Genomic DNA, 18711 nt, shown 5'->3' with positions numbered 1-18711 from the left:
TTCGCCACGAAGTGCGCGGCTGCGCGACCTATCGCGCGGCTGCAGCCAGTTTTGAATCGCAAGGGGGTATCAGATGCATCGGATCATCATCGTAGGCGGGGGCGCGGGCGGCCTGGAGTTGGCGACACGGCTCGGCGATCGATACGGCGCGCGCGGCAAGCGTCCGGCGCGTGCACTCGTCACGCTCGTCGACCGCAATCCGACGCATATCTGGAAACCGCTGCTGCATGAGGTTGCCGCCGGCAGCATGGATCCGTTCACGCAGGAACTCGAATATGCCGCGCAGGCGCGCTGGCACGGCTTCGAATTTCAGCAGGGCGAACTGACGGCCCTCGACCGTGCCGCGAAGCGGATCACGCTGTCGCCCGTCAACGACAGCGACGGCGCGGAGCTGCTGCCGGAGCGCACGCTCGACTACGACACGCTGGTGATCGCGATCGGCAGCACGACGCATTTCTTCGGCGTGCAGGGTGCGCAGGAAAACGCGATCGCGCTCGATACCGTCGCGGAGGCCGAGCGCTTCCGCAAGCGGCTGATCGCCGCGTGCATGCGCGCCGAGCACCAGAACCCCGCGCCGGCGGATGCATCGGCAGCGGGCGAGCCGCGCATCCAGGTGGCGATCGTCGGCGGCGGCGCGACCGGCGTCGAGCTGTCCGCAGAACTTCGCAATACCGCGCAGGTGCTGTCGGCCTACGGCCTGCACAAGCTCGACCCGCGGCACGACGTCGGCATCGTGCTGATCGAGTCCGGCCCGCGCATTCTGCCGGCGCTGCAGGAGCGCGTGTCGTCCGCGACGGCCGAGCTGCTCGAGAAGCTCGGCGTGCGGCTGCTGCTCGGCGAGCGCGTGACCGAGGTGGCGCCGGGCGTGGTTCGCACCGCGAGCGGCAAGGCGGTGCGCGCCGACCTGACCGTCTGGGCGGCCGGCATCAAGGCGCCGTCCGTGCTCGCGAAGCTCGACGGCCTCGATGTCAACAAGCTCGGCCAGCTCGACGTGCGCCGCACGTTGCAGACGGTCAACGACGACAACGTATTCGCACTCGGCGACTGTGCGGCATGCGCGTGGCCCGGCAACGAGCGCAACGTGCCGCCGCGCGCGCAGGCCGCGCACCAGCAGGCGAATTTCCTGCTGAAGGCGCTCGCGTGCAGGCTGGATGGTCAGCCGCTGCCCGAGTTCACGTATCGCGATCTCGGTTCGCTCGTGTCGCTCGGCCACTTCAGCGCGGTGGGCAACCTGATGGGCGGGCTGATCGGCGGCAGCATGCTGATCGAAGGCCTGTTCGCGCGCTTCATGTACATGTCGCTGTACCGGCTGCACGTCGCGGCGCTGCACGGCTATCCGCGGATGGTGCTCGACACCGTCGCGCACTGGCTGCGGCGCACGACGCTGCCGCGCGTGAAGCTGCACTGACGGCGCGAACACGCACTCAAGGCGGGCGGGGAATGCGCGACGAGCGGATTCCCCGCCCGTTGCATTTCGGCCGGGTGCACTGCAGTGGGCGCCGGCCGAGTGCTGGCGGCATGCGCCGGGCCAGCGAATCTTCGTGGTTGCGCGCGCACATGGTTGACGCGCGGGCGGATTATTGTGCATCGTGTGCGGGTTACCGCTTGCGGCGGCGTGCCTACCGTCCGCGACATCAGCGCCGCGCACCGCAAGCGACGCTCAATCGAGGAGTGCATTCATGTTGAAACCCGAAGTCGACAGCCTGGTTCCTCACGTTCCGTTCTCGCGCCGCAAGTTCATGCAGGCCGCGTTGGGCAGCACCTTCGCGGCCGCTGTGTTGCCCGTGTCGGCACAGACGATCGCGACCGACAGCGCCGGGCTGGACGTCGACACCGTCGAGATCCGCTCGGGCGACGCGAGCGTACCGGCTTATCGCGCGCAACCGAAGGACAAGACCAATCTGCCGGTGGTGATCGTGATTCACGAGATCTTCGCCGTGCATGCGCACATCGCCGACATCTGCCGCCGCTTCGCGAAGCTCGGCTACCTGGCGATCGCCCCCGACCTGTTCGCGCGGCAGGGCGACGTGTCGAAGTATCAGACGATCCAGGATCTGGTCGCGAACGTGGTCAGCAAGGTGCCGGACCGGCAGGTTTCCGAGGATCTCGATGCGGCGGTTGCGTGGGCCGGCAAGAACGGCGGCGACCTGAGCCGTCTCGGTGTGGTCGGCTTCTGCTGGGGCGGGCGCCAGTCGTGGCTGTATGCGGAGCACAACCCGCACGTGCGTGCGGCAGTCGCATGGTACGGGTTCGTCGAGGGCACGACCGACGAGATGACACCGTTCAACCCTGTCGACCACGCCGACACGCTGAAGGTGCCGGCGCTCGGCCTGTATGGTGCGAAGGACGCGAACATCACGCAGGCGTCGCTCGCGGCCATGCGCGAGCGCATCGCGAAGAGCGACTCGAAGCTGGCGCGCGAATCGCAGATCGTCGTCTACGACGATGCGGGCCACGCGTTCTTTGCCGATTACCGCCCGAGCTACGTAAAGGGAGACGCCGAGGATAGCTGGAAGCGCGCGCTCGCGTGGTTCCATCGCTACGGCGTGGTGTGAGCGGCGCGGCGGCGCGTGACGCCGCCGCGCGGGTGACGGACGCTTACGGGTTGGGGCCGGTGGCGACCGGTCGCGACGGATCGGCGCACCACTCGCTCCACGAGCCGGGGTAGAGCGACGCGCCGTGCAGCCCCGCGATCTCCATCGCAAGGGCGTTGTGGCATGCAGTCACGCCGGAGCCGCACTGCAGGATCACGCGATTCGGCTCGGTGCCGGCCAGCAAGGTCGAGAACGTCTCGCGCAGTTCATGGCCGGTCTTGAAGCGGCCGTCGGCGCCCAGGTTGTCCTTGAAAAAACGGTTGAGCGCGCCGGGGATGTGCCCGCCCACCGGATCGATCGTCTCGTTTTCGCCGCGATAGCGATCGGCGGCACGCGCGTCGATCACGGTGCGCGTGCGGGCCGTGAGGTTCGCGAGCACGGCCTGCGCGTCGACGGTCGATTCGAGCGGCGCCTGCGCGCGGAAGTCGCCGCGCGAAGGGTGCTGCGTCTCGATCGTCAGCGGCTGTCCGGCCGCTTCCCATGCCTGCAGGCCGCCGTCGAGCACGGCGATCGAATCGTGCCCGAGCCAGCGCAGCAGCCACCATAGCCGCGCTGCATACGCGCCGCCTTGCGCGTCATACGCGACAGCCTGCTGGCCCTGCCTGAGCCCGCGATCGGCGAGCGTCGCGACGAGCGCGTCGCGCGACGGCAGCGGGTGACGGCCGTTGGTGCCGGTCTTGCGGCCCGACAGGTCGCGGTCGAGATGCAGGTACTGCGCGCCCGGAATGTGCCCGGCCGCATACGCCGCTTCGCCCGCGCCCGTATCGGCGAGATCGAAGCGGCAGTCGAACACGACGACGCTGGCGGGTGCGGCGGCGAGGCGCTCGGCAAGGTTGGCCGCAGAGATGAGCGTGGTGTAATGAGTATGTGGCATGACGGCTCCTGATTGAGCAAACGGCCTGATGGTCTAAGTCTAAACAAAAAAAGACGGGCCGAAGCCCGTCTTTTCCTCATGCATCGTGATGCCGAAAGCACATGCCGGCGTCAAAGGTCGCCCAGGTGGCGGCGCAGGAACTCGTGGAAGTGCTGCATGCCGTCTTCCATCGGGCTCTGGTACGGGCCGACCTGCGATTCGCCGCGATCCATCAGCGCGCGGCGGCCGGCGTCCATGCGCATCGCGATCTCGTCGTCCTCGATGGCTGTTTCCATGTATGCGGCGCGTTCCGCCTCGACGAACTCGCGCTCGAACAGCGCGATTTCCTCAGGATAATAGAACTCGACGATGTTGGTCGTCTTCTGCGGCCCGCGCGGAATCAGCCACGACACGACCAGTACGTGCGGATACCACTCGATCATCAGGCCAGGGTAGTAGACCATCCAGATCGCGCCGAACTCCGGCGGCACGCCGTTGCGGAACTTCAGCACCTGCTCGTGCCACTTCTGGTAGGTCGCGCTGCCCGGCTTCGCGAGCGCGTTGTGCACGCCGACCGTCTGTACGCTGTACCAGTCGCCGAACTCCCACTTGAGATCGTCGCAGGACACGAAGTTGCCGAGGCCCGGGTGGAACGGGACGACGTGGTAATCCTCGAGGTAGACCTCGATGAACGTCTTCCAGTTGTAGTCGCACTCGTGGACTTCGACGTGATCGAACTGGTACTCGGAGAAATCGAAGTGGTGCTTCGTGCCCAGGTTCGCGAGATCGCGCGCGACATTGCGGCCTGCCGCCTCGAACAGCAGCCCCTGCCAGTTCTGCAGCGGGGATTTGCCGAGGTTCAGGCAGGGCTTGTCGGGGAAGTGCGGCGCGCCGAGCAGCTGGCCTTCCAGATCGTACGTCCAGCGGTGCAGCGGGCACACGATGTTCTGCGTGTGGCCGCGCCCGTTCAGCATGATCGCCTGCCGGTGACGGCACACGTTCGACAGCAGTTCGATCTGGTTCGCCGGGTTGCGCACCAGCACGCGGCCTTCCTGCTCGGACGGCAACGCGAAATAATCCCCCGCCTCGGGCACCATCAATTCGTGCCCGACGTAGCGAGGTCCTTTCTTGAAGAGTGTTTCGATTTCGCGCGCTAGCAGCGCCTCATCGAAGTATGCAGTGACTGGAAGCTGGCTGTGAGCCGACTTCAACTGAAGCGCATCGCTCAGATTGGACATTCCCACTCCCGGTGATAGCGTGAAAGCAGTGAACAACCCAACCATCGAAAAATCGATTTAGGGAAACGGAGAATTATACCCGGTTCCCTCGGCGAGGCCAGTATTAAGTGCCTGATTTGTGTCAATTTTTTGTGCGCCGAGGCCTCGCGGGCGCACAATGTGCGTCACAGGTGGGGCCGGAGCGTGCGTCTGGCGCACCAAGTCGGCAGGTCGGAAATTTCTCTTTTGCCGTAGAATGTCCGACTTGTTTTGAAATTTGACACCTCGTCCATGGCGAAAACCGCATCCCCAGGCGCCACGCCGCCCGGCAATGGCGCCGAAGCGTTGCCGGACAATTACGAGATGGCGCTCGCGGAGCTCGAGGCGCTGGTTGCCCGGATGGAGGGCGGCGCGCTGAGCCTCGAGGATTCGCTCGCGGCATACCGCCGTGGGGCGGCACTCGTTGCGTTTTGCCAACAGCAGCTCGAGAAAGTGGAGCAGCAGGTGCGCGTGCTCGACGGCGCGACCCTGAAGCCGCTTTCGGCCGGCGCGGCCGCCACGGACGGCGAAGACGACGATCTATGACATTCGAACAATGGATGCGGTCTGTGCTTGACCGCGTCGAGGATGCACTCGGCCACTACCTGCCGGCCGAAACTGTGGTGCCCACGCAACTCCACGAAGCGATGCGCTACGCAGTCCTCGGGGGCGGCAAGCGCGTGCGCCCGCTGCTGTGCCATGCAGCGGGCGAACTGACCGGCGCGACGGAGGCGGCACGCAATGCGGCGGCGGCGGCGCTGGAGATGATCCACGTCTATTCGCTCGTGCATGACGACATGCCGTGCATGGACGACGACGCGCTGCGGCGCGGCAAGCCGACCGTGCACGTGCAGTACGACGAGCCGACCGCGCTGCTGGTCGGCGACGCGCTGCAGTCGCAGGCGTTCGTCGCGCTGACGGATTCCGCCGCGCTGGCGCCGGTGCAGCAGGCCGCGCTCGTGCGCGAACTGGCGCTGGCGAGCGGCTCGATCGGCATGGCCGGCGGGCAGGCGATCGATCTGGCGAGCGTCGGCCTGAAGCTGACGCGCGAGCAGCTCGAGACGATGCACCGGATGAAGACGGGCGCGCTGCTGCGCGCCGCCGTGCGCATGGGCGCGCTGGCGGGCGAGACGCCGTCCGCGGACACGATGGCCGCGCTCGACGTTTATGCGGGCGCGGTGGGCCTGGCCTTCCAGGTCGTCGACGACATTCTCGACGTGACGACCGATTCGGCGACGCTCGGCAAGACGGCCGGCAAGGACGCGGCGAACGACAAGCCGACCTACGTGTCGATCCTCGGCCTCGACGCGTCGCGCGAACTGGCCGCCCAGCTGCGCGCCGATGCGCACGCTGCGCTGCAACCCTTCGGCGCGCGCGCCCAGCGTCTCGCCGAACTTGCCGACCTGGTGGTGAACCGGGTCAGCTGACGCGAAAGCCCGCCGCCGCGCACACGCTACGGTGCGTGCAACAGAATGCGGGCGCGTTTGATTTCCTACAATGGAACGACGATGTACGACTTGCTGAAAACTATCGACGATCCGGCCGATCTGCGCCGCCTTGATCGTCGCCAACTGCAACCGCTCGCCGACGAGCTGCGTTCGTTCGTGCTCGACAGCGTGTCGAAGACGGGCGGCCATTTGTCGTCCAACCTCGGGACGGTCGAGCTGACGATCGCGTTGCACTACGTGTTCAACACGCCGAACGACCGCATCGTCTGGGACGTGGGCCACCAGACCTATCCGCACAAGATCCTAACGGGCCGCCGCGACCAGATGCACACGCTGCGTCAGTACGACGGCATCTCGGGCTTTCCGCGCCGCTCCGAATCGGAGTACGACACGTTCGGTACCGCGCATTCGAGCACGTCGATCTCGGCCGCGCTCGGCATGGCCATCGGCAGCCAGCTGAACGGCGACGACCGCTTCTCGATCGCGGTGATCGGCGATGGCGCGATGACGGCCGGCATGGCGTTCGAAGCGATGAACAACGCCGGCGTGTCCGAGGACGCGAAGCTGCTCGTGATCCTCAACGACAACGACATGTCGATCTCGCCGCCGGTCGGCGCGCTGAACCGCCATCTCGCGCGCCTGATGTCGGGCCGCTTCTACGCGGCCGCGCGCGCGGGCGTCGAGCGCGTGCTGAGCGTTGCGCCGCCGGTGCTCGAACTCGCGCGCAAGCTCGAGGAGCATGCGAAGGGCATGGTCGTGCCGGCCACGCTGTTCGAGGAGTTCGGCTTCAACTACATCGGCCCGATCGACGGTCACGATCTCGATTCGCTGATCCCGACGCTGCAGAACATCAAGGAGCTGCGCGGCCCGCAGTTCCTGCACGTGGTGACGAAGAAAGGCCAGGGCTACAAGCTCGCCGAGGCCGATCCGGTGCTCTACCACGGCCCGGGCAAGTTCAACCCGGCCGAGGGTATCAAGCCGTCGTCCACCCCGGCGAAGAAGACCTACACGCAAGTGTTCGGCGAATGGCTGTGCGACGAGGCGGAACGCGATTCGCGCGTGGTCGGCATCACGCCCGCGATGCGCGAAGGCTCGGGCATGGTCGAATTCGAGAAGCGCTTCAAGGATCGCTATTACGACGTCGGCATCGCCGAGCAGCACGCGGTGACGTTCGCGGGCGGTCTCGCGACCGAAGGCCTGAAGCCGGTCGTCGCGATCTACTCGACGTTCCTGCAGCGCGCATACGACCAGCTGATCCACGACGTCGCGCTGCAGAACCTGCCGGTCGTGTTCGCGATCGACCGCGCGGGCCTCGTCGGCGCCGACGGTGCGACGCACGCGGGCGCGTACGATCTGTCGTTCATGCGCTGTATCCCGAACATGACGATCATGGCGGCGTCCGACGAGGACGAATGCCGCCAGATGCTGCACACCGCGCTGATGCAGCCGAACCCGACCGCGGTGCGCTATCCGCGCGGCGCGGGCACCGGCGTGCCGACGGTGAAGGAATTCACCGAGATTCCGCTGGGCAAGGGCGAGGTGCGTCGCCGCACGTCGCAGCCGGAAGGCAAGCGGGTCGCGATCCTCGCATTCGGCACGATGGTTGCGCCGTCGCTGGCTGCGGCCGAGGAACTCGATGCGACCGTCGCGAACATGCGCTTCGTGAAGCCGGTCGACGCGGTGCTCGTGCGCGAGCTCGCCGAAACGCACGACTTCATCGTCACGGCCGAGGAAGGCTGCGTGATGGGCGGTGCGGGCTCGGCCTGCGTGGAAGCCCTGATGGAGAGTGGGGTTATCCGACCCGTACTACAATTGGGCCTCCCTGACCAGTTCATCGATCATGGTGATCCCGCGAAGCTGCTGTCGCAATGCGGCCTCGACGGCGCGGGCATCGCGAAATCGATTCGCGAACGCTTCCTGAATCCGGCGGCCGACGTCGCCGGTCAGGCCAAGCGCGTCGCGTAAGCCGGCGCCGCCTCCGGGCGGTGCGGCTGCGACTGGCGAAACCGGTCTTCATTGATGCGGAAAACATGGGCCTGCGGGCCCATGTTGCTTTTCCGGCTGCCGCATGACGCGGCGCGCGCGTCGTCGAACGCGCGGCTTACAAGGATTGAACAAGATGAACCAGATGAATCCCGCCTTCGTGATGCCCGACGTGCAGAGCACGGTGGATACTCGTCAGATTCCGATTCAGCGCGTGGGCGTGAAGGCGGTCCGGCATCCGTTGACGGTGCGCACCGAAAGCGGCGACGTGCAGCCGACGGTCGGTGTCTGGAACCTCGACGTCCATCTGCCGGCCGACCAGAAGGGCACGCACATGTCGCGTTTCGTCGCGCTGCTCGAAGAGCACCGCGCGCCGCTGACGACCGAGCGGTTCCGCGCGATGCTCGCGGCGATGCTCGAGAAGCTCGAGGCCGAGGCGGGCCGCATCGAGGTCACGTTCCCGTATTTCGTGAACAAGACGGCGCCCGTGTCGGGCGTGCAGAGTCTGCTGGACTACGAAGTAACGCTCGCGGGCGACACCCGCGGCGGTGCGACGCGCCTGTTCATGAAGGTGCTGGTGCCGGTCACGAGCCTGTGCCCGTGCTCGAAGAAGATCTCGCAGTACGGTGCGCACAACCAGCGCTCGCACGTGACGATCGATGCCGAACTGGCGGCGGACGTGCCGGTCGAGGCGCTGATCCGGATGGCCGAGGAAGAGGCGTCCTGCGAGCTGTGGGGCCTGCTGAAGCGCCCGGACGAGAAATTCGTTACCGAGCGCGCATACGAGAATCCGAAGTTCGTCGAGGATCTGGTGCGCGACGTTGCTCAGCGGCTCGATCGCGACGAGCGCATCGTGGCCTACGTGCTCGAGGCCGAGAACTTCGAGTCGATCCACAATCACAGCGCGTATGCGCTGATCGAGCGCGACAAGCGGCACGCCGCGTAACGCAGCGCACGTCCTCGTATCAGCAAAAAGGCCGCTCGAGCGGCCTTTTGTTTGCTGGCGACTTGCATGCGGCGCGCGCGATGCGCGGCGCGGTGTTCGGCCCGGCTCAGCGCGCGAGCGACGCGAGATCCCAGCGCGGCTTCACGGTGAACGCGTAGTCGGCGTTCGCCTGTTCGGGCCAGCGCGCGAGCCGCAATGCGCCCGCGAGCGCGATCATTGCGCCGTTGTCGGTGCAGAGCGCGAGGTCGGGGTAGTGCACGTCGAAGCCGCGCTTGGCCGCGGCGGCCGAAAGCGCGGCGCGCAGCTGGCGGTTTGCGCCGACGCCGCCCGCGACCACGAGGCGCTTGAGCCGGGTCTTCTTCAGCGCCGCGAGCGACTTCGCGACGAGCACGTCGACGGCCGCGTCGACGAAGCCGCGTGCGAGGTCGGCCTTCGCGCGTTCGAGTGCGTCGCCCGACAGCTTCGCCGCCTCGAATTTCTTCATCTGCGTCAGCACGGCCGTCTTCAGGCCGCTGAAGCTGAAGTCGAGATCGCCAGAGTGCAGCATCGGGCGCGGCAGCACGACGGCGCCCGGCGTGCCGGTTTCCGCGAGCTTCGACACTTCCGGGCCGCCCGGGTAGCCGAGGCCGATCAGCTTCGCGGTCTTGTCGAACGCTTCGCCGGCCGCGTCGTCGAGCGTTTCGCCGAGCGTCTCGTACACGCCGACGTCGGTCACGCGCATCAGCTGCGTATGGCCGCCCGACACGAGTAGCGCGACGAACGGGAACGGCGGCGGTTCCGCGACGAGCAGCGGCGACAGCAGGTGGCCCTCGAGGTGGTGGATGCCGACGGTCGGCTTGTTCCAGGCAAGCGCGAGCGCGTTCGCGATGCTCGCGCCGACGAGCAGCGCGCCGGCGAGCCCCGGGCCCTGCGTGAACGCGATGGCGTCGATATCCTCGCGCCGCGCGCCGCTCTGTGCGATCACTTCCTCGAGCAGCGGCAGCGCGCGGCGGATGTGGTCGCGCGACGCGAGCTCGGGCACGACGCCGCCGTAGTCGCGGTGCATGGCGATCTGCGAGTGGAGCGCGTGCGCGAGCAGCCCGCGCTGCGTGTCGTAGAGCGCGAGGCCGGTTTCGTCACAGGAGCTTTCGATGCCGAGAACGAGCATGGTGTGGGGCGGGGCGTGCCGCGTTGCGGGCTGCCCCGGAATGTCAACGTAACCGAAAAGTATAGCAGGCACGCGCTTCCGGCCGCTGGCGGCGGTGCGGGGCGGTACAATCCGCGCCATGGAAACCTATGACATCGCCGTGATCGGCGCGGGGGCCGCCGGCATGATGAGCGCGGCGGTCGCCGGCCAGCTCGGCCGCCGGGTCGTGCTGGTCGACCACGCGCCGCGCCTCGCCGAGAAGATCCGCATCTCGGGCGGCGGCCGCTGCAACTTCACGAACCTGTACGCCGGCCCGGACAACTACTTGTCGGCCAACCCGCATTTTGCCCGCTCGGCGCTCGCGCGCTATACGCCGCGCGACTTTCTCGCGCTCCTCAAGCGCCATCGCGTGACCTGGCACGAAAAGCACAAGGGCCAGCTGTTCTGCGACCACGGCAGCGACGCGGTCATCGACATGCTGAAGGACGAGTGCGACGCGGGCGGCATCGCATGGCGCCGGCCGGTCGTCGTCGACGCGGTGCGCCACGCGCCGGCCGACGGCTTCACGCTCGATACGCAGGCGGGCCAGATTGCCGCGCGCGCGCTGATCGTCGCCACCGGCGGCCTGTCGATCCCGAAGATCGGCGCGACCGACTTCGGCTACCGGCTCGCGAAGCAGTTCGGCCACAAGCTCGTCGATACGCGGCCCGCGCTCGTGCCGCTTACGTTCGCGCCGCATGACTGGGCGCCGTTCGCGGCGCTGTCCGGCGTGTCGCTCGAGGTGCGCGTGTCGACCGGCGACAAGAAGCGCGGCGGCGAATTCGTCGAGGATCTGCTGCTCACGCACCGTGGGCTGTCGGGGCCCGGTATCCTGCAGATTTCGAGCTACTGGCAGCCCGGCGAGCCGATTCGCGTCGACCTGCTGCCGCAGCGCGACGCGGTGGCCGACCTGCTCGAGGCCAAGCGTGAGTCGAAGCGCCAGGTCGGCTCGCTGCTCGCGGAGTGGGTGCCGTCGCGGCTGGCCCACGTCTGGCTCGACACGCATCGCGTGGCCGCCGACGCGCGGCTGGCCGATCTGCCGGACAAGGCGCTGCGCCAGGTCGGCGAGGCGCTGGCCGGCTGGACGCTGACGCCGAATGGCACCGAGGGCTACAAGAAGGCGGAAGTCACGCGCGGCGGCGTGGATACCCGAGAGCTGTCGTCGGCGACGATGATGAGTGCGCGCGTGCCGGGCCTGTTCTTCGTCGGCGAGGCGATGGACGTGACCGGCTGGCTGGGCGGCTACAACTTCCAGTGGGCGTGGGCGTCCGGCGTGGCGGCCGGGCAGGCGGCCGCGGAGTTTGCACGCGGCGCTTGACGCGGTAGTGCCCTTTGTGCAAAGGCTCTGCTATACTCAGTAATCTTTCCCTGCCAACTTTTTTGCGTGTCGGGTCATGACGATCATTCGCGTTAAAGAAAACGAGCCGTTCGAAGTTGCGATGCGTCGCTTCAAGCGCACGATCGAGAAGAACGGTCTGCTGACCGAACTTCGTGCGCGAGAGTTCTACGAGAAGCCGACGGCCGAGCGCAAGCGCAAGAAGGCCGCTGCAGTGAAGCGTCACTACAAGCGTATCCGCAGCCAGACGCTGCCGAAAAAGCTGTACTGAACGATTGAGCGCCGCGCGGTTCGCTGAGCGGCGCACCGGCGGCTCCGTCGCGAGTCGCCGATGCCGGATTCGAGCAACCCGCTTGAGACAGTGTCCCAAGCGGGTTTTTGTGTTGACGCCCACTGGCGGGCGTCGGTTTCACGTTTCCATTTCCGGGTGAAAGATGAGTTTGAAAGAGCAGATCAGCGAAGACATGAAGGCTGCGATGCGCGCGAAGGAAGCCGAGCGCCTTGCGACGATTCGCCTGCTGCTGGCCGCGATCAAGCAGCGTGAGGTCGACGAGCAGATCACGCTCGACGATGCCGCCGTCACGGCCGTGATCGACAAGATGATCAAGCAGCGCAAGGATTCGATCAGCCAGTTCCAGGCCGCGGGTCGCGACGACCTCGTCGCGAAGGAGCAGGCCGAGCTGGCGGTGCTGAGCGGTTACATGCCTGCGCAACTATCGGAGGCCGAGGTGGCCGCCGAAGTGCAGGCCGCGGTTGCGCAAGTCGGCGCAGCCGGCCCGCAGGACATGGGCAAGGTGATGGGCGTGCTGAAGGGCAAGCTCGCCGGCCGCGCCGACATGACCGCCGTTTCCGCGCTCGTCAAGGCTGCGCTCTCGAAGTAAAACCTCCGCGCCCGGTGCGTGCCGATCGCACACACCGGGCCATCGCATGTCTTTTTTCCGTTTGATCCCACGGTGATTCCGCATTCGTTCCTGCAGGATTTGCTGAACCGCGTCGACATCGTCGACGTGGTGGGCCGGTACGTGCAGCTCAAGAAGGGCGGCGCGAACTTCATGGGGCTGTGCCCGTTCCATAACGAGAAAAGCCCGTCGTTCACCGTCAGCCCGACCAAGCAGTTCTATCACTGCTTCGGCTGCGGCGCGCACGGCACGGCGATCGGCTTCCTGATGGAGCATGCGGGGCTGACGTTCCCGGAAGCCGTGCAGGAGCTTGCGCAATCGGTCGGCCTGACCGTGCCGCACGAGCCGTCGCCGATGCGCGGCGGCGGCGGCGGCGGTGGTGGCGGCGGCGACTATCCGGCGCAGCCGTCCGTCTCGAAATCGGTGGCGACGGCGCTGTCCGACGCGATGTCCGCCGCATGCGATTACTACCGCAAGCAACTGCGCGGCGCGCCGACCGCCATCCAGTATCTGAAGAAGCGGGGCCTGACCGGCGAGATCGCGGCCCGTTTCGGCCTCGGCTATGCGCCGGATGGCTGGCAGAACCTCGAGGCCGCGTTCCCTGACTATCGCGACGACGCGCTCGTCGAGTCCGGGCTCGTGATCGTCAGCGAGAAGACCGACGCGCAGGGCGTCGCGCGGCGCTACGACCGCTTCCGCGAGCGGATCATGTTCCCGATCCGCAACGTGAAGGGGCAGGTGATCGGCTTCGGCGGCCGCGTGCTCGGCAGCGGCGAGCCGAAGTATTTGAATTCGCCGGAAACGCCGCTATTTAACAAGGGCAGCGAGCTGTACGGGCTGTTCGAGGCGCGGCTCGCGATTCGCGAGCGCAAGTACGTGCTCGTCGTCGAAGGCTACATGGACGTGGTCGCGCTCGCGCAGCTCGGCTTCCCGAACGCGGTGGCGACGCTCGGCACCGCGTGCACGCCGATTCACGTGCAGAAGCTGATGCGGCAGACCGACACGGTCGTCTTCAGCTTCGACGGCGACGCGGCCGGGCGACGTGCGGCGCGGCGGGCGCTCGAGGCGTGCCTGCCGCACGCGGCGGACAACCGGACGATCCGGTTCCTTTTTCTGCCGACCGAGCACGATCCGGACAGCTACGTGCGCGAATTCGGCGCGGACGCGTTTTCCGCGCAGGTCGAGCGGGCGATGCCGCTGTCGCAGTTCCTGCTGAACGAGGCGATCGCCGGCAAGGCGCTCGATCAGCCGGAAGGCCGGGCGAAGGCGCTGTTTGATGCGAAACCGCTGTTGCAGGCGCTGCCCGCGAACGCGTTGCGCGCGCAGATCATGCACATGATCGCGGATCGGCTCGACATCCCGTTCGACGAGGTCGCAGGGCTGTCCGACGTCGATACGCGAATCGAGGCGCCGCCGCGCCAGGCGCCGGCGCGCAGCGACAGGCGCCGCGTGACGGACAACGAGAAGCGCGCGTTGCGCAACCTCGTGATGCATCCGCGCGTCGCGTCGCTGCTCGACGACGAGCAGATCGCGACGCTGCGGTCGCTGCCGCGCATCGGCGAGCTGTTCGGCGAAGTCGTCGATCATGCGCGCGCGCTGGGCGACGGCGCGGAGTTCAGATTGTTGTCAGATGTGTTGAGGATGTCCTCGAATGCAGCGACTTACGAGGAAATCTTCCGTGAAATTCTGGACTATGATGAAAACGTCCGCGATCTGCTGTTACAGAATCCGGACGACGAGACGGTGCTCGAGCGGCAGCGCGAGCAGGAACGGATTGCAGGGGAGGAGCTTCAGGCGGCGGTGCTCAAGATGCGTTACGACGCATGTTGCGAGCGCCTCGACAGGCTTTCGCGGCAATCCGGTTTCACACCCGAGGAATTGGCTGAATTGACGGAATTGAACCAGCAGCGGGCCGACATGAAGCGTCGGCTCGGGCTGTGAGCGGCCGGGGCGCCAGGAGAGGGTACCTCAGCGTGCTATAATATAAGGTTTCCAGCGGTTTGTTTTCTAAGCAGAGGCGAGATTCGCAATGGCAAAGACGACAGGCGGAAAGAAAGCAGCAGGCAAGGGCTCGACGGAGCCGACCACGAAGGTCACAGCGGCCAAATCTGCTTCTTCCGCCAGGACGGTGTCTTCCGCCACGTCGGCAGCTGCAGGAAAAAGAACCGCGGCCGGCGCCGCTCACGCTGCGCCGGTGGAGGCAGCCAGAACACGGGCTGCCGCCAGATCCGCCTCCGGGCCGGCCAAGCCGGCGGCGAAGCGGGTCAGTGCGAAAAGCGCAAGGGACACGGCTGCCGCGGCGGACGAAGCGGCAGTACGTACTACTCATGCACCCACGGTTCAACCGGCTGTCGTCCAGCAGCCGCGAGTCGATTTAGCCGGTACGGCGAACTCCATGACGAAAAAGCTGAACGAAGTATCCGTCGATGACGACGCAAATCAGAGCGACGAGCAGCCTGCTGCGGCAGCGACGGGCAAGGCCAAGGTGCGCGATCGCCGCGCCAAGGAGAAGGCGCTGCTGAAGGAAGCGTTCGCGACGAGCACGCCCGGCACGGCCGAGGAGCTCGAAGAGCGCCGCGTGAAGCTGCGCGCACTGATCAAGCTCGGCAAGGAGCGCGGCTTCCTGACGTATGCCGAAATCAACGACCATCTGCCGGACAACTTCACCGAGACGGAAGCGCTCGAAGGCATCATCGGCACGTTCAACGACATGGGCGTGGCGGTTTATGAGCAGGCACCGGACGCGGAAACGCTGCTTCTGAACGACAATGCGCCGGCGGCTTCGTCGGACGACGAAGTCGAGGAGGAAGCGGAAGTTGCGCTGTCCACCGTCGATTCGGAGTTCGGCCGTACGACCGATCCGGTCCGGATGTACATGCGCGAGATGGGCACGGTCGAGCTGCTCACGCGCGAAGGCGAAATCGAGATCGCGAAGCGGATCGAGGACGGCCTGCGCCACATGGTGATGGCGATTTCCGCGTGCCCGACGACGATCGCCGACATCCTCGCGATGGCCGAGCGCGTCGCGAACGAGGAAAGCCGCGTCGACGAGCTGGTCGACGGCCTGCTCGATCCGAATGCGTCGGATACCGACACCGATGGCTTCTCCGCGAAGGCTGCCGAAGAAATCGAGAACGAGGACGAGGAAGCCGACGAGGGCGAGGAAGAGGAAGAAGAGGACGACGACGACGGCGCCGCGCAGGCGTCGGCCAACGCCGCCCAGCTCGAGGCGCTCAAGCGCGCATCGCTCGAGAAGTTCGCGCTGATCAGCGAATGGTTCGACAAGATGCGCCGTGCGTTCGAGAAGGAAGGCTACAAGTCGAAGGCCTACCTGAAGGCGCAGGAAACGATCCAGACCGAGCTGATGACGATCCGCTTCACCGCGCGTACCGTCGAGCGCCTGTGCGACACGCTGCGTGCGCAGGTGGACGAGGTGCGCCAGGTCGAGCGCCAGATCCTGCACATCGTCGTCGACAAGTGCGGCATGCCGCGTTCGGAGTTCATCGCGCGCTTCCCGGGCAGCGAGACGGATCTCGACTGGGCCGAGAAGGTCACGGCGGAAGGGCATGCGTACAGCGCGGTCCTGTCGCGCAACATCCCGGCGATCCGCGAACAGCAGCAGCGCCTGCTCGACCTGCAGGCGCGCGTCGTGCTGCCGCTGAAGGACCTGAAGGAAACCAACCGCCAGATGGCGGCCGGCGAACTGAAGGCGCGCCAGGCGAAGCGTGAGATGACCGAGGCGAACCTGCGTCTCGTGATCTCGATCGCGAAGAAGTACACGAACCGTGGCCTGCAGTTCCTCGACCTGATCCAGGAAGGCAACATCGGCCTGATGAAGGCGGTGGACAAGTTCGAATACCGTCGCGGCTACAAGTTCTCGACGTATGCGACGTGGTGGATCCGTCAGGCCATCACGCGCTCGATCGCGGACCAGGCGCGCACGATCCGGATTCCGGTTCACATGATCGAGACGATCAACAAGATGAACCGCATCTCGCGGCAGATCCTGCAGGAAACCGGTCTCGAGCCGGATCCGGCAACGCTCGCCGAGAAGATGGAAATGCCGGAAGACAAGATCCGCAAGATCATGAAGATCGCGAAGGAGCCGATCTCGATGGAAACGCCGATCGGTGACGACGACGATTCCCATCTCGGCGACTTCATCGAGGACAACAACACGGTCGCGCCGGCCGATGCCGCGCTGCACGCGAGCATGCGCGATGTCGTGAAGGACGTCCTCGATTCGCTGACGCCGCGCGAGGCGAAGGTGCTGCGGATGCGTTTCGGTATCGAGATGAGCACCGATCACACGCTCGAGGAAGTCGGCAAGCAGTTCGACGTCACCCGTGAGCGGATCCGTCAGATCGAGGCGAAGGCGCTGCGCAAGCTGCGTCACCCGAGCCGTTCCGACAAGCTGAAGTCGTTCCTCGAAGGGAACTGATCTCCAGCGTTCTCTCTGAACGCCGCCGGTATCGATACGGTACCGGTGGCGTTTGTCCCTTTTATTGATACAATGCCGGCCCGGCGTCTCCGCCCGGGTGGCGTGCAGCACGTCTCACTTCTTCAGGGCCTGTAGCTCAGCGGTTAGAGCAGTCGACTCATAATCGATTGGTCGCGGGTTCGAACCCCGCCGGGCCCACCAGACTCCATTTCCGGCTTGTTCCGGAAAATCAAGAAACCCATGATGCCGAAAGGCTTCGTGGGTTTTTTTCTTTCCGAATGGAAAGAATTGCGCTCGGCCGATATTTTTAGAGGTGAGTGTCAAGAAGGATGATGCGGTCCTCGGATATGCTCCGGTCGCACATAAGCTCGAAGTGAGATGCGCTCGAAAGGTAACAAAGGCTACGATAATTCAGTGAATTTGAGCGCATGGGAATAGATGGCGGAGCATCGCCGCCTTTCGGCATCGTGATAATTTAATATTATTAAAATTCAGACGTAACTATTCATATTAATTGATGCGCCTGCTCGTAAATGGTCTGTTATTCATGAATTGACTTCCCGCGAGCGCGCCGCATGTCGCCAAGCGGCTCATAACCCGGTTGTTTGATTCATGGCAGCATATCGGGTTCGGATGGAGCCGACATGTTATCCGTTGACGATAACTGAAAGCTATTTCGAAGAAATCATCGTTTGAACGACTTTTCCGAACATTGAAAGATGTGCGATCGAGTGTTTGCATGCACTTTGGATCGCACGTCGGTAAATACACGTCATATCGAACGCGTATGAAAATTCATCCGATTCCGCCCCTGCAATGCCTTGTGTTCTTCGATGCAGCCGCACGGCATGGCAACTTCACGCGCGCGGCCGAGGAGCTGAACGTGACGCAAGGCGCGGTGAGCAAGCAGGTGGTCAAGCTGGAGAGCTTCCTCGGCATGCAGCTGTTCGTGCGTGACGCAAAGACGCTTCATCTGACGCGCGCCGGGCAAACCTATGCCGACCGGATTCACGACATGCTCGTCGGCTGCGCCGAGGCCACGGCGCTCGTCATGAAGGAGCCGACGCCCCACAGCATCACGATTGCGTGCGCGTCCGGCACGGCCGGCATGTTCTTGACGGCTGTCATCGCCGATTTCAGCCGCGAGTATCCCAATGTGGCGATCCGGATCCTGGTTCGGGAAGGCGTTTTCAATCTGAATCCCGCGGAATTCGATATCGGCGTTTATTACATCCGCGATGTTCCCCCTCCTGGCATGAGCGGCATCCGCATCATCGAGGAAGAGGTGCGGGCCTATTGCTCGCCGGATTATCTGGGAGGGCGGCGCGTGTTGCCGCTCGAATTGATGAGCGCGACATTGCTGGTCGCGGAGGAGCAGCAGCGTCAATGGATGAGTTGGCGCGACTGGTTTCATTTGTGCGACGGCGAGATCGCATACAAGCCGACGCGTACGATCACGGCCAATAGCTATCCCGTATTGCTGCAGCTTGCGCTGCGAGGCCATGGCGTCCTCCTCGGATGGAACCAGATGATCACGCCGCTGGTTGAAAGCGCCGATCTCGTGCCTGCGTCGGATGCAAGCGCAAGCTTCGGCGGCGCGTACCAGCTGGTCTGGCCCGAGGATCGGCGCGATACGGCAGCCGTGGCGCGATTCCGGGAGTGGTTGCTGCAGCGGATGCGGCAGCGATGAAAATCGTGCATTCCAGGAAGTCAGCCTTGCTGGAAAAAAATTCAGAGTAAATCATCGGGAAAAACCCGTACCATTGGCTGCGGCAGCGATCATTGCCAAT

At 65.5% G+C, this 18711-nt stretch carries 15 protein-coding genes and 1 tRNA gene; 13 read left to right on the top strand and 3 right to left on the bottom strand.

The window, feature by feature from the left end:
- Positions 1-73: 73 nt before the first annotated feature.
- Positions 74-1408, top strand: coding sequence for an NAD(P)/FAD-dependent oxidoreductase (locus HWY45_RS01755; protein WP_059565953.1), 1335 nt, complete (start codon positions 74-76; stop codon positions 1406-1408).
- 271 nt (positions 1409-1679) lie between these two features.
- The gene (locus HWY45_RS01750; RefSeq protein ID WP_059884345.1) at positions 1680-2555 is read left to right on the top strand and encodes a dienelactone hydrolase family protein; all 876 of its coding nucleotides are present in this window, start codon (positions 1680-1682) and stop codon (positions 2553-2555) included.
- Positions 2556-2598: 43 nt separating this feature from the next.
- On the opposite strand, the gene HWY45_RS01745 is transcribed toward HWY45_RS01750, so the two are convergent.
- Positions 2599-3468, bottom strand: coding sequence for a sulfurtransferase (locus HWY45_RS01745; protein ID WP_059884344.1), 870 nt, complete (start codon positions 3466-3468; stop codon positions 2599-2601).
- A 110-nt stretch (positions 3469-3578) separates the two neighbouring features.
- On the bottom strand, positions 3579-4685 hold the full coding sequence (locus HWY45_RS01740) for an aromatic ring-hydroxylating oxygenase subunit alpha (RefSeq protein WP_059884343.1): 1107 nt from the start codon (positions 4683-4685) through the stop codon (positions 3579-3581).
- Between the two features lie 270 nt (positions 4686-4955).
- Between HWY45_RS01740 and HWY45_RS01735 the strand changes: the two genes are divergently transcribed.
- The 4 genes from HWY45_RS01735 to folE2 all read left to right on the top strand — a co-directional run bounded on the left by HWY45_RS01735 (position 4956) and on the right by folE2 (position 9080).
- Positions 4956-5249, top strand: a complete 294-nt coding sequence (locus tag HWY45_RS01735; protein ID WP_059565957.1) for an exodeoxyribonuclease VII small subunit — start codon at positions 4956-4958, stop codon at positions 5247-5249.
- The gene (locus tag HWY45_RS01730) at positions 5246-6130 is read left to right on the top strand and encodes a polyprenyl synthetase family protein (RefSeq protein WP_059884342.1); all 885 of its coding nucleotides are present in this window, start codon (positions 5246-5248) and stop codon (positions 6128-6130) included. Before HWY45_RS01735 ends, HWY45_RS01730 begins: the two co-directional genes overlap by 4 nt.
- A gap of 81 nt (positions 6131-6211) precedes the next feature.
- Positions 6212-8116: a 1-deoxy-D-xylulose-5-phosphate synthase gene (gene dxs / locus HWY45_RS01725; RefSeq protein WP_059884341.1), complete on the top strand. Its 1905-nt coding sequence runs from the start codon at positions 6212-6214 to the stop codon at positions 8114-8116.
- Positions 8117-8270: 154 nt separating this feature from the next.
- Positions 8271-9080, top strand: coding sequence for a GTP cyclohydrolase FolE2 (folE2, locus tag HWY45_RS01720; protein WP_059808669.1), 810 nt, complete (start codon positions 8271-8273; stop codon positions 9078-9080).
- A gap of 106 nt (positions 9081-9186) precedes the next feature.
- On the opposite strand, the gene tsaD is transcribed toward folE2, so the two are convergent.
- On the bottom strand, positions 9187-10227 hold the full coding sequence (gene tsaD / locus HWY45_RS01715) for a tRNA (adenosine(37)-N6)-threonylcarbamoyltransferase complex transferase subunit TsaD (protein ID WP_059565960.1): 1041 nt from the start codon (positions 10225-10227) through the stop codon (positions 9187-9189).
- Positions 10228-10321: 94 nt separating this feature from the next.
- Between tsaD and HWY45_RS01710 the strand changes: the two genes are divergently transcribed.
- From HWY45_RS01710 to HWY45_RS01680, 7 genes are all read left to right on the top strand, one after another.
- Positions 10322-11563, top strand: a complete 1242-nt coding sequence (locus tag HWY45_RS01710) for a BaiN/RdsA family NAD(P)/FAD-dependent oxidoreductase (RefSeq protein WP_375782222.1) — start codon at positions 10322-10324, stop codon at positions 11561-11563.
- 76 nt (positions 11564-11639) lie between these two features.
- Positions 11640-11852, top strand: a complete 213-nt coding sequence (gene rpsU / locus HWY45_RS01705; RefSeq protein ID WP_006479415.1) for a 30S ribosomal protein S21 — start codon at positions 11640-11642, stop codon at positions 11850-11852.
- A gap of 163 nt (positions 11853-12015) precedes the next feature.
- Positions 12016-12462 carry a GatB/YqeY domain-containing protein gene (locus HWY45_RS01700; protein WP_059884340.1) on the top strand — a complete coding sequence of 149 codons (447 nt, stop codon included), beginning with the start codon at positions 12016-12018 and terminating at the stop codon, positions 12460-12462.
- A gap of 72 nt (positions 12463-12534) precedes the next feature.
- A complete protein-coding gene (dnaG, locus tag HWY45_RS01695) occupies positions 12535-14421 on the top strand; it encodes a DNA primase (protein WP_059884339.1) in 1887 nt (628 codons plus the stop codon).
- Positions 14422-14509: 88 nt separating this feature from the next.
- Positions 14510-16921, top strand: a complete 2412-nt coding sequence (gene rpoD / locus HWY45_RS01690; RefSeq protein ID WP_081067786.1) for an RNA polymerase sigma factor RpoD — start codon at positions 14510-14512, stop codon at positions 16919-16921.
- Between the two features lie 125 nt (positions 16922-17046).
- Positions 17047-17122 (top strand) — tRNA-Ile (locus HWY45_RS01685).
- Positions 17123-17708: 586 nt separating this feature from the next.
- Entirely contained in the window at positions 17709-18611 is a 903-nt protein-coding gene (locus tag HWY45_RS01680; protein ID WP_059565965.1) for a LysR substrate-binding domain-containing protein, read from the top strand.
- Positions 18612-18711: the final 100 nt, after the last annotated feature.

Origin of the sequence: Burkholderia stagnalis (assembly GCF_902830275.1) — a bacterium.
GTDB classification, from domain to species: domain Bacteria; phylum Pseudomonadota; class Gammaproteobacteria; order Burkholderiales; family Burkholderiaceae; genus Burkholderia; species Burkholderia stagnalis.
This window is presented reverse-complemented; position numbering and strand designations above follow the sequence as displayed.